12 protein-coding genes are annotated in these 13,462 nt (G+C 68.1%); 1 reads left to right on the top strand and 11 read right to left on the bottom strand.

Going from position 1 to position 13,462, the window contains the following annotated elements:
• Positions 1–7: 7 nt before the first annotated feature.
• Positions 8–742: a (Fe-S)-binding protein gene (locus tag DYE23_RS12840; protein ID WP_172527912.1), complete on the bottom strand. Its 735-nt coding sequence runs from the start codon at positions 740–742 to the stop codon at positions 8–10.
• Between the two features lie 53 nt (positions 743–795).
• Between DYE23_RS12840 and DYE23_RS12835 the strand changes: the two genes are divergently transcribed.
• A complete protein-coding gene (locus DYE23_RS12835) occupies positions 796–1,167 on the top strand; it encodes an ATPase (protein WP_115327341.1) in 372 nt (123 codons plus the stop codon).
• A gap of 22 nt (positions 1,168–1,189) precedes the next feature.
• On the opposite strand, the gene ppc is transcribed toward DYE23_RS12835, so the two are convergent.
• The 10 genes from ppc to uvrC all read right to left on the bottom strand — a co-directional run bounded on the left by ppc (position 1,190) and on the right by uvrC (position 13,419).
• The gene (ppc, locus tag DYE23_RS12830) at positions 1,190–4,003 is read right to left on the bottom strand and encodes a phosphoenolpyruvate carboxylase (RefSeq protein WP_115327340.1); all 2,814 of its coding nucleotides are present in this window, start codon (positions 4,001–4,003) and stop codon (positions 1,190–1,192) included.
• Positions 4,004–4,048: 45 nt separating this feature from the next.
• Positions 4,049–4,285, bottom strand: coding sequence for a preprotein translocase subunit SecG (gene secG, locus DYE23_RS12825; protein ID WP_011894559.1), 237 nt, complete (start codon positions 4,283–4,285; stop codon positions 4,049–4,051).
• A gap of 31 nt (positions 4,286–4,316) precedes the next feature.
• Positions 4,317–5,102, bottom strand: a complete 786-nt coding sequence (tpiA, locus tag DYE23_RS12820) for a triose-phosphate isomerase (RefSeq protein ID WP_011894560.1) — start codon at positions 5,100–5,102, stop codon at positions 4,317–4,319.
• Positions 5,103–5,111: 9 nt separating this feature from the next.
• Positions 5,112–6,320, bottom strand: a complete 1,209-nt coding sequence (locus tag DYE23_RS12815) for a phosphoglycerate kinase (RefSeq protein WP_011894561.1) — start codon at positions 6,318–6,320, stop codon at positions 5,112–5,114.
• 31 nt (positions 6,321–6,351) lie between these two features.
• The gene (gap, locus tag DYE23_RS12810; RefSeq protein ID WP_013471844.1) at positions 6,352–7,374 is read right to left on the bottom strand and encodes a type I glyceraldehyde-3-phosphate dehydrogenase; all 1,023 of its coding nucleotides are present in this window, start codon (positions 7,372–7,374) and stop codon (positions 6,352–6,354) included.
• A 97-nt stretch (positions 7,375–7,471) separates the two neighbouring features.
• A complete protein-coding gene (locus DYE23_RS12805) occupies positions 7,472–8,182 on the bottom strand; it encodes an ABC transporter substrate-binding protein (RefSeq protein ID WP_011894563.1) in 711 nt (236 codons plus the stop codon).
• 219 nt (positions 8,183–8,401) lie between these two features.
• On the bottom strand, positions 8,402–9,379 hold the full coding sequence (gene whiA, locus DYE23_RS12800) for a DNA-binding protein WhiA (RefSeq protein ID WP_011894564.1): 978 nt from the start codon (positions 9,377–9,379) through the stop codon (positions 8,402–8,404).
• Positions 9,376–10,395, bottom strand: a complete 1,020-nt coding sequence (locus DYE23_RS12795) for a gluconeogenesis factor YvcK family protein (protein WP_011894565.1) — start codon at positions 10,393–10,395, stop codon at positions 9,376–9,378. Before DYE23_RS12795 ends, whiA begins: the two co-directional genes overlap by 4 nt.
• A gap of 7 nt (positions 10,396–10,402) precedes the next feature.
• The gene (gene rapZ / locus DYE23_RS12790) at positions 10,403–11,386 is read right to left on the bottom strand and encodes an RNase adapter RapZ (RefSeq protein WP_011894566.1); all 984 of its coding nucleotides are present in this window, start codon (positions 11,384–11,386) and stop codon (positions 10,403–10,405) included.
• A complete protein-coding gene (gene uvrC, locus DYE23_RS12785) occupies positions 11,383–13,419 on the bottom strand; it encodes an excinuclease ABC subunit UvrC (protein WP_011894567.1) in 2,037 nt (678 codons plus the stop codon). The genes rapZ and uvrC overlap by 4 nt, the downstream gene beginning before the upstream one ends.
• Positions 13,420–13,462: the final 43 nt, after the last annotated feature.

The raw sequence follows: 13,462 nt of genomic DNA, 5'->3' as shown, positions 1-13,462 counted from the left end.
TGGCCGCTCACGACGCACCGTCCGCGGCCAGGATCTCCGCCAGATGCATCACGCGCACACCGCTGCGCTGCCGCGACAACAGCCCGCCGATGTGCGCGAGGCACGAGTTATCGCCGGCGACAAGCACTTCGGCTTCGGTCTCGCGTACTGCTCGGGCTTTGTCGGCCCCCATCGCAACTGAGGTGTCCGCGTTCTTCACCGCGAATGTCCCGCCGAAGCCACAACATTGATCGGCGCCAGGCAACTCCACCAGATCGATGCCGCGCACGGCTCGCAGCAACGCGAGCGGTCGGTCACCGACCCGCAGCATCCGCAGCGAGTGACAGGTCGGGTGGTAGGTGACCCGGTGCGGAAAGTAGGCGCCGACATCGGTGACGCCGAGAACGTCGACGAGGAACTCGGAGAGCTCGTAGACGTTCGGCGCGAGGGTGTCGACCTCGTTCTGCATCGCCCGGCAGCCGGCCCGGGCGGCGATGTCGTGGTGCTGGTGGCGGACCGACCCGACGCAGGAAGCCGACGGGGCGACCACGGCGTCGTAGCCGGCGAACGTCGCGACGAAGTTGCGCACCGCGGGAATGGCTTCCTCGGCGTACCCGGTGTTGGTGAACATCTGGCCGCAGCAGGTCTGCTCGGCAGGGAACTCGACCTCACACCCGAGTCGACGCAAAAGCCGCACAACGGCTTTCGGAGTCTCCGGCCACATAAGGTCGTTGTAGCAGGTGGCGAACAGCGCGACCCGCATGTTCATGCGCGCATCCTCCCCACCGTATCCGATGGGTGGGCCATACTGGCCGAATGGCAGATAAAGGGGGCAGACCCGTCCGGACCGGTCCCGAACGGATCCGCAAGCTCGCCCAGGCGGCGTTGAACGCGGACGTCACCGTCGAGCAGGTCGACACGATCCTGGAAGGTCTGAGCGAGACGCTCGAGGATCTGAACCATTCGATGGAGAAGTTGGACGTCACACTGGAGCGCTTCAACGGTGCCATCACCCACATCAATGAGCTCGCTCCCCGCCTCATCGCCGTCGTCGACCGGATGGAGGGCATCGTCACCCGGGTCGAGCGCATCGTCGGGATGGGTGAGTCGGTGATCATGCCGCTGGCCGCGACCGAGCAGGTGATCCGGGGCGCGTTGGGCAGGGTGCGCCGAAGCGCGGGGCTCTAGCCGCTGTTGCGGCAGCAACGATCTAACCGCTGTTGCGCAGCGCGGTGGCCAGCCCACTCATCGTCAGCAGGATGCCCCGTTGAACCAGTTCGTCCTCATCCCCGGACCGGTAGCGGCGCAGCAGTTCGACCTGCAGATGGTTCAGCGGCTCCAGGTACGGGAAGCGGTTGAATACCGACCGGGCCAGCGACGGGTTGTCGGCCAGCAGATCCTCGTGGCCGGTGATGAGCCTGTGCATCCGGATGGTGCGGGCATGTTCGTCGACGATCTTGTCGAACACCCGGCGACGCAGCTCCTCGTCCTCGACGAGTTCGGAATAGTGCGCGGCGAGACCGAGATCGGACTTCGCCAGCACCTGGGCCATGTTGGACAGCACGGTCGCGAAGAAGGGCCACCGCCGGTACAGGTCCTGCAGCACCTGCAGCCGCGCCTCGGCGTCGTCACCGTCGCCCACATAGTCCTCGAATGCGGTGCCCGTGCCGTACCAGCCGGGCAGCATCACCCGTGACTGGCTCCAGGCCAGCACCCACGGGATGGCCCGCAGATCCGAGATCGACGTCGTCGGTTTACGCGACGTGGGCCTGCTGCCGATGTTCAGCGCACCGATCTCGCTGACCGGTGTCGACGCTTTGAAGTAGTCGACGAATCCCGGTGTGTCATGGACGAGTTCGGCGTACGCACGTTGTGCCCGGGCAGCGAGGTCGTCGAGCACCTCGTAGGCGCTGCCGGCGAGCTCGCCCAGCCCCTCCATGTCCAGCAGTGTGGCCTCCAGCGTGGCGGCCAGCAGCGTCTCCAGGTTGCGGTGGGCGATCCGCGGTTCGGCGTACTTCGCGGCGATCACCTCACCCTGCTCGGTGATCCGCAGCGAACCCCGCACCGCGCCGGGCGGCTGGGCCAGGATCGCGTCGTAGCTCGGGCCGCCGCCGCGACCGACGGTGCCACCGCGACCGTGGAAGAGCCGCAACCGGATTCCGGTCTTGCGCGAGGACTCCACCAGTTCCAGCTCGGCGCGGTAGAGCGCCCAGTTGGCGGCCAGGTAGCCACCGTCCTTGTTGGAGTCCGAATACCCGAGCATCACCTCCTGGCTGTCGCCGCGGGCGGAGACCAGACCGCGATACAGCGGAAGGTCAAGGGCTGCTTCGAGAATCGACGATCCCCGCTGAAGGTCGTCAATGGTCTCGAACAGCGGCACGATCCCGACGGGTGCGTACGGATGCTCCGAGGACGCGTCGAGCAGCCCTGCCTCCTTGAGCAGGATCGCCGCTTCGAGCATGTCCGACACGGACTGGCACATCGAGATGATGTAGTTCGGCACGGCCTGCGGACCGAAGACGTGCACCGCGCGGGCGGCCGCCGTGACGATGTCGAGTTCCTTGCGCGCGAGCTCGGAGAGATCGGCGTCGGGGCTGGTCAGGGGGCGGCGGGTGGCCAGCTCGGCGGCCAGTACCTCGACGCGGTCGTCCTCACTGAGCGAGGTGTAGTCGGAGTGCACACCGGCCCACGCCAGCAGTTCGGCGACGACCTCCTCGTGGACGTCGGAGTTCTGCCGCATGTCGAGTCCGGACAGGTGAAACCCGAAGACCCGTACCGCTTCCCGCAGCCGGCCCAGCCGATCGTCGGCCAGCACGGCGCTGCCGTTGGCCCGCAGCGACGCATCGATCACGTCGAGGTCGTCGAGCAGTTCGCCGGGCGCGGCGTACGGTTCCATGCCCAGATCGAGCTCGTGCTCGGGTTGCCGGTCCAGGATCCGCTGTGCGGTGGCGGTGAGACGCGCGTGGACGACGCGCAGCGCGCGGCGGTACGGCTCGTCCGCGCGGGCCGGCTCATGGCACGAGTCGGCGAGGGCGGCCAGCTCGTCGGTGATGTGCACCAGCCGCGCCGACATCGACAGTTCCTGTTCGAGGCCGGTGAGTTCGGCGAAGTAATGCGCCAGCGCGGTATAGGCGGCGCTGCCGGTCGCGAGCCGGACCACCTCGGCGGTCACGTTCGGGTTGCCGTCGCGGTCACCGCCGATCCAGGAGCCGGGCCGCACGATCGGTTGCTCCAGCAGCCCCGCCTCGGGGAACCGCTGCTGCAGCGCGGCCCGCACCTCGGCGTTGACCTGAGGGATCACCTCGAAGAGGGCGGCTTCGTAGTAGCGCAGACCGGTCTCGATCTCGTCCTGGATCTTCAGCCGGGACAACCGGATCAACGCCGTCTGCCACAGCGTCAGGATGTGGCGTCGCAGTTCCTGCTCGACGTCGCGGCCGTCGGGGGTGGTGTCGTGCCCGTGCAGCCGCAGGCGCATCAACTCGGTGATGCGGTGCTGGGTGTCGAACACGGTGCGCCGCCGCGTCTCGGTGGGGTGCGCGGTGATCACCGGGGACACCAGGGCTCCAGCCAGCGCGTCAGCGACGGCGCCCGCATCCAGACCGGCGTCGTCGAGTTTGAGGTAGGTGGCGTCGAGCCCGCTGTCCTGCGGCGGTTCTCCGGCGGCCTCGTGGATGCGGCGGCGCCGTTCCCGGTGGATGTCCTCGGCGACGTTGGCCAGCAGGGCGAAATGGGTGAATGCGCGGATCACCGGGATCGCGCGGTGCACGTCCACGTCGTCGAACAGCTTCGCCATGTCGGCGCGGTCGATCTCGGAGCGACGCACCCGGAAGGCCTCGACACGGGCCCGCTCCACGAGATCGAAGACCTCGTCACCGTTCTGTTCCCGCACGGTGTCGCCCAGGATGGTCCCGAGCAGGCGGATGTCCTCGCGCATCGGCTCCGTCGCCTCCCGACCGACCTGGGTGCGCTGCACCGCTCCGATGGGTTCGAGGGACTGGTCGGGAGTTGCCGGGGAGGAAGGCATTCAACGATTATCCGGGCTGGCCACCCGGCACGCAGACCGAGAGCGTCAGACGCCGTACTTGATGGACAGCGCCATACCGATGATCGACACGATCCAGATGCCGGTGACGAACAGGGTCACCCGGTCGAGGTTCTTCTCGACCACCGTGGAACCGGACAGGCTGGACTGCACACCGCCGCCGAACAGGCTGGACAGACCGCCACCCTTGGCACGGTGCAGCAGGACCAGGAGGACGACCAGGACACTGGTCACGACCAGGGTGATCTGCAGGGCCAATTGCATGGCCCCAACCTTACAGCCTGTCCGAGGCAGGTCAGGGCAGCGGGCCGCCCGCGGCGATCGCCGACAACGTGGCGAACTGCTCACCGTCCAGCGACGCCCCGCCGACCAGTGCGCCGTCGACGTCGCCCTGGCCGACGATCTCGCCGACGTTCTTGGCGTTGACCGATCCGCCGTAGAGAACCCGGACACCTGCGGCGACGTCGGCCGACGCGAGGTTGCCCAATTCGTCGCGGATGGCCTTGCACACTTCCTGCGCGTCGGCGGCACTGGCCACCCGGCCGGTGCCGATCGCCCACACCGGCTCGTAGGCGATGACCGTCTGGGCGATCTGCTCGGCGGAGAGCCCGGCCAGCGAGCCGCGCAGCGAGTTCACGTTGAACTCGACGTGGTTGCCGGCCTCGCGCACCTCGAGTTGTTCGCCGATGCACACGATCGGGGTCAGACCGTGCTTGAGCGCCGCAGTGGCCTTCGCGGCGACCAGCTCGTCGGTCTCACCGTGGTAGGTGCGGCGTTCGGAGTGCCCGACGACGGCGAACGTGCAGCCCAGCTTCGCCAGGAACGCGCCGCTGATCTCGCCGGTGTAGGCGCCCGAATCGTGCTGGGACACGTCCTGGGCGCCGTAGGTGAGTCGCAGCTTGTCGCCGTCGACGAGCGTCTGCACGCTGCGCAGATCGGTGAACGGCGGGATCACCGTGACGTCCACCCGGTCGAAGTACTTGTCCGGCAACGAGAATGCGATTTTCTGAACCAGCGCGATCGCCTCGAAGTGGTTCAGGTTCATCTTCCAGTTGCCGGCGATCAGCGGCTTACGGGTCAACGGACTCTCCTAATTCAGAACTTCGATGCCGGGCAGCTCTTTGCCCTCAAGGTATTCCAGCGACGCACCGCCACCGGTGGAAATGTGCGAGAAACCGTCCTCGGGCAGGCCCAGCTGACGGACCGCGGCCGCCGAGTCGCCGCCCCCGACGACGCTGAACGCACCCTTGCCGGTGGCGCCGATGATGGCCTCGGCCACTCCTTTCGTCCCCGCGGCGAACGCCGGGAACTCGAACACGCCCATGGGGCCGTTCCAGAAGATCGTCTTCGCGTTCGACAGCAGCGCCGAGAACCGCCGCACCGACTCCGGACCGATGTCGAGGCCCATCTTGTCGTCGGGGATCTTGTCGGCGGCCACCGTCTGAGGCTCCGAGTCGGCGGAGAACTTCTCGGCGACCACGATGTCGACGGGCAGGTGCAGCACGTCGCCGTAGTCGTCGAGCAGTGTGCGGCAGGTGTCGATCATGCTCTCTTCGAGAAGCGAGCTGCCCACCGAAAGCCCCTGTGCGGCAAGGAAGGTGAAGCACATGCCGCCGCCGATGATCAGGCTGTCGGCCTTGGTCGCAAGGTTCTCGATCACGGCGAGCTTGTCCGACACCTTTGAACCGCCGAGCACCACCGCATAGGGGCGCTCCGTCGACTCGGTCAGCTGCGCGAGCACCTTGACCTCGGTGTCGACCAGCGTGCCCGCGTAGTGCGGCAGCAGCGTCGCGACGTCGTACACCGACGCCTGCTTGCGGTGCACCACACCGAAGCCATCCGAGACGAACGCGCCATCATCACCGACGAGTTCGACGAGCGCCTTCGCCAGCTTGAGCCGTTCGGCGTCGTCCTTGCTGGTCTCGCGCCCGTCGAAGCGGATGTTCTCCAGCAGCAGGATGTCGCCGTCGGTCAGCCCCTCGGCACGCGCCAGGGCATCGCTGCCCACGACGTCGCCGGCCAGCTGGACGTGCCGGCCGAGCTTCTCCCCCAGCGCCGCGCCGACCGGCGCGAGGGAGAACTTCGGATCCGGCTCGCCCTTGGGCCTGCCGAGATGCGCGGTGACGACGACCTTGGCGCCGGCGTCACTCAACGCCTTCAGCGTCGGCACCGACGCGATGATGCGTCCCGGGTCGGTGATCGAGCCCCCGTCGAGGGGCACGTTCAGGTCGGAGCGCACGAGGACGCCCCGTCCCGAAACACCTTCGGCCAGAAGGTCGTCGAGTGACTTGATGCCCATCGCGCCTCGGTTCTCCCGTCGCTTCGCTCGCCTAGAGTGACTTGCCGACCAGGCCGACGAGGTCGACGAGGCGGTTGGAGTAGCCCCACTCGTTGTCGTACCAGGAGACGACCTTGGCCTGGTTGTCGATGACCTTGGTCAGCCCGGCGTCGTACAGCGAGCTGTGCGGGTCGGTGACGATGTCGCTCGACACGATCGGCGCGTCGTAGTACTTCAGGATGCCCTTGAGCGGTCCGTCGGCGGCGGCCTTCATCGCGGCGTTGATCTCGTCGACGGTGCCCGGCTTGGCCAGCTCGGCGGTCAGATCGGTGACCGAACCCGTGGGGATCGGCACGCGCAGGGCGTAGCCGTCCAGCTTGCCCTTCAGCTCGGGAAGCACCAGGCCGATGGCCTTGGCCGCACCGGTCGAGGTCGGCACGATGTTGATCGCGGCGGCGCGGGCGCGGCGCAGGTCACCGTGCGGACCGTCCTGCAGGTTCTGGTCCTGGGTGTAGGCGTGGATGGTGGTCATCAGGCCCTTGACGATGCCGAACTCGTCGTTGAGCACCTTGGCCAGCGGGCCGAGGCAGTTCGTGGTGCACGACGCATTGGAGATGATGTTCTGGCTGCCGTCGTACTTGTCGTCGTTGACGCCGAGCACGATGGTGATGTCCTCGTCGCTGGCGGGCGCCGAGATAATGACCTTCTTCGCGCCGGCGTCGAGGTGGCCCTGGGCCTTGTCCCGCTTGGTGAAGATGCCGGTCGACTCCACGACGACATCGACGCCCAGATCGCCCCACGGCAGCGCCGCCGGGCCCTCTTTGACCTCGAGGGCCTTGATCTTGGTGTCGCCGACGACGATGGTGTCCTCACCTTCGAGGCTGACGTCGTAGGGCAGCCGGCCGAGGATGGAGTCGAACTTCAGCAGATGCGCCAGCGTCGCATTGGAGGTGAGGTCGTTCACCGCGATGATCTCGATGTCGGTGTTCTTGCCTGCGGCCTTCTGCGCATCCAGCGCGCGGAAGAAGTTGCGCCCGATACGGCCGAAGCCGTTCACGCCTACCCGGATCGTCACGTGTGTCTCCTCTGGCTCGATCAGTGAATCGTCGGCAATGCTCGGCAGCCAGCCTAGTAGTAGCCGCTCCACCTGCGCGCGGTCGCCCCTGCCGCCGCTAGAACACGCCTGAACTCTGATTGACGTAGGGGTTACCGAGCCATCTGCGCCGGATGCGCTGCAGGGTGCCGTCGGCTTCGAGCTCGGCCTGCGCCACCTGCAGGCGGGCCAGCAGCTGCTGGTCGGAGGGGTTCACCGCGATCGCGATCTCCTCCACCGACAGCCCCCGCTGGACCACGTCGACCTCGGGTACGTCTTTGACGAGTTCGGCCAGCGCCGGCGCCAGCTTCATCACGGCGTCGCATCCGCCCGTCACCAGATCGGCGATCGCGGTGCCGATCGCGCCGTAGTCGTAGACGCGGACCCGCTCGGCCCTGCCCTCGGCCACCAGTTCCTCGGCGACCCGCTCACTGGTGGTGCCGCGCTGCACGCCGATGGTCAGGCCCGACAGGTCATCGGCGGACCTCACGTGCGGGAGTCGGGTGGTGTCGACGGCGAGGCCCTGCCCCGAGATCAGATATGGAGGCAGGAACGCGGCACGGCCCTCCCGTTCCGGGGTGACGGTGCTGCCGGCGATCACGCAGTCGACGTCGCCTGCGGCGAGCCGGTCGAACACCCCGTCGTAGTCGGCGCAGTCGCAGTCGGTGAACTCGGCCTGCTCGCCGATCGCGTCGGCCAGCGCCGTCATCACCTCGATGTCGAGGCCGGTCTGCCCCGGCATGGAGTTGAACGGCGGTTCCGGGCAGACCACCCCTACTCGTAACGTCATGTCGTCAAACCTAGGTCCCGTCGTCGGCCGGCGGCTATCGCCGGGCACCCGGGGAAAGGTTCGACGTGGACGATCGGCCGGCGCGGAATACAAGGTCGACACGTTCGACTACGGCAGCGTGACCTCGAACCCGCGCTTCCCGCTCCAGTCGATCGCCGACGGTGCTCGGGCACCTCAACATGGTCACCAGCCCGCACACCTGGACGGTGGCCTGGCAGCTCAGGCGTCCTCGAGCAGATCCGGGGTCACCGCCGACTCGGTGTCCGGGATGCCGTCCTGCTTGGCCTTCCGGTCGGCCATCGACAGCAGGCGCCGGATCCGCCCTGCCACAGCGTCTTTCGTCATCGGCGGGTCGGCGAGGCGGCCCAGTTCCTCCAGCGAGGCCTGCCGGTGGGCGACCCGCAGTGTCCCGGCAGCGGCGAGGTGGTCGGGAACGGTGTCGCCCAGGATCTCCAGCGCGCGTTCGACCCGTGCAGCCGCGGCCACCGCCGCCCTGGCGGAGCGCCGCAGGTTGGCGTCGTCGAAGTTGGCGAGCCGATTGGCCGTCGCGCGGACCTCGCGGCGCATACGCCGCTCCTCCCACGTCAGCCGGGTGTCCTGGGCGCCCATCCGGGTCAGCAGGGCACCGATGGCTTCGCCGTCGCGGACCACCACTCGGTCGCTGCCGCGGACCTCTCTGGCCTTCGCGCTCACCCCGAGCCTGCGCGCTGCGCCGACCAGTGCCAGGGCGGCCTCGGGTCCGGGGCAGCTGACCTCCAGCGCCGACGAGCGGCCGGGCTCGGTCAGCGATCCGTGCGCCAAAAACGCTCCGCGCCAAGCTGCTTCGGCGTCAGCGACGCTGCCGCCGACGACCTGTGCGGGCAGCCCGCGCACCGGCCGCCCCCGAAGGTCCAGCAGACCGGTCTGACGGGCCAGCGCCTCACCGTCCTTGGCGACACGCACCACATACCGGGTGCTCTTGCGGATCCCGCTCGCCGAGAGAACGTGCACCACCGCGCTGTACCCGTACAGGTCGTAGATGTCCTTGCGGAGGCGGCGCGCGATGATTCCCAGATCGACCTCGGCCTCGACGACCACGCGACCCGAGACGATGTGCAGACCGCCGGCGAAACGCAGAAGAGACGCCACCTCGGCACGGCGCGCACTCACCGAGTTGACCACCAGTCGGCTGAGTTCATCCTTGACCTCGGCTGTCATCGCCACGGGTCGTCACCTCTCGGTCCGTTGACTGTCGGGGTCGGCACAGTAGGCTGCGCGACTGCGGTGGTCGAGCCCCGCTTGCGGACTCCGTCCAGCGCCGCGGCCAGTCTCGCCGGGTCATGTAAAGGTGTACCAGGTCTGGATACGTCAGCAAACTCAACGTCGGCGCCGATGATTGTGGCAGTACGACGCAGTTGTTCGCGGTCGCGGTCGCCGGTGACACGTGCGGAATCGACGATGATGTCGTGCACCGTGAAGCCGGGCGCGTGCTGGGCCAGCACGTGGATGTGACGCTCGACCGAGAAGCCGGCCGTCTCCCCCGGTTCGGCGACCAGGTTCAGGACCAGCGCGCGCCGGGCCGTCGTCGCCTGCAGCGCGGCGGCCAGTTGCGGTACGAGGACGTGCGGGATCACGCTGGTGAACCACGATCCCGGACCGAGTACGACGAGGTCGGCGTTCATGATCGCGTCGATCGCCTGGGGGGTGGCGGGAGGGTCGGAAGGCAGTAACCGGACCCGGCGCACCTTGCCCACGGTTGTGGCAATCGCCACCTGACCGCGGATCGCGCGGCTGACCCGCGGATCGGATTCGAGCCCGACCACGTCGGCCTCGATGCTCAGTCCCACCGGACACATCGGCAACACGCGACCCTTGACCCCCAGGACGCGGCCGAGCTCGTCGAGCGCGGCGACCGGATCGGCCAGCACCTCGTTGAGGCCTGCCAGCATCAGGTTGCCGATCGGATGGCCGGCCAGCGCGCCGCTGCCACCGAAACGGTGCTGGATGATCGTCGCCCACAACCGGCCATGCGGGCTGTCGGAAGCCAACGCCGCCAACGCCATTCGCAGATCTCCGGGCGGAACCACGTCGAGTTCGTTGCGCAACCGGCCCGACGATCCACCGTCGTCGGCGACGGTCACGATCGCGGTCACGTGCGGGGTCAGCCGGCGCGCGGCCGACAGGGTGGCGTAGAGCCCGTGCCCGCCGCCCAGCGCGACGATGCGGGGGCTCATCGGTACCTCATTCGCGCCCCAGATCCCGGTGCAGCACCCGCACCGTCAGCGCGTCACTACCCGCCAGCCGTGCCGCCAGCGCCTCGGCCATCGCCACACTGCGATGCTTGCCGCCGGTGCAGCCGATCGCGACCGTCATGTAGCGCTTCCCCTCCCGGCGGTATCCGTCGATGACGACGTTCAACAGCTGATGGTAGGAGTCGAGGAACTCGTCGGCACCGGGTTGGCCGAGCACGTAGTCGCGGACGTCGGCGTTCTGACCGGTGTGCGGACGCAGGCGGTCGATCCAGTGCGGGTTCGGCAGGAACCGGACGTCCATCACGGTGTCGGCATCCATCGGCAGCCCGTACTTGTAACCGAACGATTCCACCGTGACGTTGGTGTGGGCCACCGTCTCGGCGGCGAACGCACGCTCGATGCTGTCGCGCAGTCCGTGCACCGACAGCGCGGAGGTGTCGATCACCAGATCCGCGGAGGCGCGCACCGGCGCGAGCATCGCGCGTTCGGCCGCGATCCCTTCGGCCAGCGTCTGGTTGCCCTGCAACGGATGGCTGCGACGGTTCTGCTCGTAACGGCGCACGAGGATGTCGTCGGAGGCCTCCAGGAACACGACACGGGGCACGATGTTGCGCGTCGCCAATTCGCTGCGCACCCAGTCGAGGTCGCCGGTGAAGCCGCGTGACCGCACGTCCATCACCGCGGCGAGTTGGGTGATGCGCGAGCCCGCCGCCAACCCGAGATCGACCATCTGCGCGATCAGCTCGGGCGGCAAATTGTCGGCGACATACCAGCCCAGGTCTTCGAGCACCTTGGCAGCGGTCCCCCGCCCCGCTCCGGACAAGCCGGTGACGAGGACCACGTCGATGCCGTTGCCGTTCTCGTTGTCTATGCCGTTGTCGATGTCGTTCTCGTTGTCTATGTCGTCGGTCCCGTCGTGGACAACACTGTCGGCTTCCCCCCGCAGATCGTCGCGCATGCCCTGCCTTGTCATCCCGGTACCCTGCTCTGATCATTGCCCATAACGGCCGCAGCCGCTCCCGAATCGGGCGGCGCCTCGGCCCCGGGTTCCGGAGGCGCTTCGATGCCGAGCGCGTCGAGCACCGCCCGCGCTGTCGCAGCGCCGATGCCGGGCACCTCGGTGATCTCCTCGACCGTCGCCTGCTTGAGCCGGGCCAGCGAACCGAAGTGGGTCACCAGCGCCTTGCGCCGGTGCTCACCGAGCCCGCGCACCGAATCCAGCGCCGAGGCGGTCATCCGCTTCGAGCGCTTGCTGCGGTGATAGGAGATCGCGAACCGGTGCGCCTCGTCGCGGACCCGCTGCAGCAGGTAGAGGCCGTCGCTGTTGCGGGGGAAGATGATGGGATCCGGCGCCGTGCCGTCCAGGTTGGGGACCCACACCTCCTCGAGTCGCTTCGCCAGCCCGATCACCGCGACGTCGGAGATTCCGAGATCGTCGAGGACGGCCTGCGCGGCGTTCACCTGGGGGGCGCCGCCGTCGACGACGAACAGGTTCGGCGGATAGGCGAATCTGCGCGACCGGCCTTCGGCGACCATCTCCCCGGGTTCCTGCATGTCGCGCAGGTGGCGGTGGAACCGGCGCCGTGTCACCTCTGCGATCGATGCGACGTCGTCGGAGCGGCCGTCGCCGGCGGCCTCCCGGATCGCGAAGTGGCGGTAGTCGGACTTGCGGGGCAGCCCGTCCTCGAAGACCACCAGCGAGGCCACCACATCGGTGCCCTGGACGTGACTGATGTCGATGCACTCGATGCGCAGCGGCGCGTCCTGCAGACCGAGGTTCTCCTGAATGCTCTGCAGCGCAGCACTTCTGGCGGTGAAATCGCCGGCCCTCTTCAGCTTGTGCTGATTGAGCGCCCCTTCGGCGTTGCGTTTGACCGTCTCGGCCAGTGCGCGTTTGTCCCCGCGTTGGGGCACCCGCAGCGCGACGCGCGATCCGCGCAGCTGTGACAGCCAGGTCTCCAGTTCGTCCGTCGTCTCGGGCAGCACGGGAACCAGAACCTGCTTGGGGACCGGGTTGCTAGCCTCGTCACCGCCGGCGTCGCTGGCGCCCCCGAGTTCGGCCTGATCGCCGTAGAACTGCGTCAAGAACTGCTCGACCAGGTACTCCAGCGTGGATTCGCCCGGCTCTCCGGACTTTTCGATCACCCAGCCGCGCTGGCCGCGAACCCGCCCGCCCCGGACGTGAAACACCTGCACCGCGGCTTCGAGTTCGTCGTCGGCGAAGGCCACCACGTCGGCGTCGGTGCCGTCGCCCAACACCACGGTCTGCTTCTCCATCGCGCGGCGCATCGCCCCGATGTTGTCGCGCAACCGCGCCGCCCGCTCGAAGTCCAGGTCCTCGGCGGCCGCGGTCATCTGCTGTTCCATCTCGCGGATCAGCCGGTCGGTCTTACCGGCCAGGAAATCGCAGAAGTCCTGCACGATCTGCCGGTGCTGTTCGGCACTGACCCGGCCCACACACGGGGCCGAACACTTGTCGATGTAGCCGAGCAGACACGGCCGGTCAATCTGACTGTGCCGCTTGAACACTCCGTTCGAGCAGGTGCGGGCCGGGAAAACCCGGGTCAGCAGGTCCACGGTCTCGCGGATGGCCCACGCGTGCGAGTACGGACCGAAGTAGCGCACTCCCTTGCGGCGCGGCCCGCGGTAGACCTTCAGCCGCGGATACTCCTCGTTGAGGGTGACCGCCAGCACCGGATAGGACTTGTCGTCGCGGTAGCGGATGTTGAATCGCGGATCGAACTCCTTGATCCAGTTGTACTCGAGCTGCAGCGCCTCGACCTCGGTGCCGACGACGGTCCACTCCACACTGGAGGCCGTCATCACCATCTGGCGGGTCCGCGGCGCGAGACCGGAGATGTCGGCGAAATACGAGTTGAGCCGGCTGCGCAGACTCTTCGCCTTGCCGACGTAGATGACGCGTCCGTGCGGGTCGCGGAATCGGTACACGCCCGGTTCGACGGGGATGGACCCGGGAGCGGGTCGGTACGTCGCTGGATCGGGCACGGTCCCAGGTTACTGCCGCCCTCCGACGGGGTAGAGCCGCTAC

Source organism: Mycolicibacterium gilvum (assembly GCF_900454025.1).
Taxonomy (GTDB): Bacteria; Actinomycetota; Actinomycetes; order Mycobacteriales; family Mycobacteriaceae; genus Mycobacterium; species Mycobacterium gilvum.
Note: the sequence above shows the minus strand (reverse complement) of the source record. Positions and strands in the feature narration are given on the sequence as shown.

Coding starts and splice junctions, on each gene's coding strand:
- DYE23_RS12840 (WP_172527912.1), bottom strand. CDS start 742: ATGCGGGTCGCGCTGTTCGCCACCTGCTACAACGACCTTATGTGGCCG.
- DYE23_RS12835 (WP_115327341.1), top strand. CDS start 796: ATGGCAGATAAAGGGGGCAGACCCGTCCGGACCGGTCCCGAACGGATC.
- ppc (WP_115327340.1), bottom strand. CDS start 4,003: ATGCCTTCCTCCCCGGCAACTCCCGACCAGTCCCTCGAACCCATCGGA.
- secG (WP_011894559.1), bottom strand. CDS start 4,285: ATGCAATTGGCCCTGCAGATCACCCTGGTCGTGACCAGTGTCCTGGTC.
- DYE23_RS12815 (WP_011894561.1), bottom strand. CDS start 6,320: ATGGGCATCAAGTCACTCGACGACCTTCTGGCCGAAGGTGTTTCGGGA.
- DYE23_RS12805 (WP_011894563.1), bottom strand. CDS start 8,182: ATGACGTTACGAGTAGGGGTGGTCTGCCCGGAACCGCCGTTCAACTCC.
- whiA (WP_011894564.1), bottom strand. CDS start 9,379: ATGACAGCCGAGGTCAAGGATGAACTCAGCCGACTGGTGGTCAACTCG.
- DYE23_RS12795 (WP_011894565.1), bottom strand. CDS start 10,395: ATGAGCCCCCGCATCGTCGCGCTGGGCGGCGGGCACGGGCTCTACGCC.
- rapZ (WP_011894566.1), bottom strand. CDS start 11,386: ATGACAAGGCAGGGCATGCGCGACGATCTGCGGGGGGAAGCCGACAGT.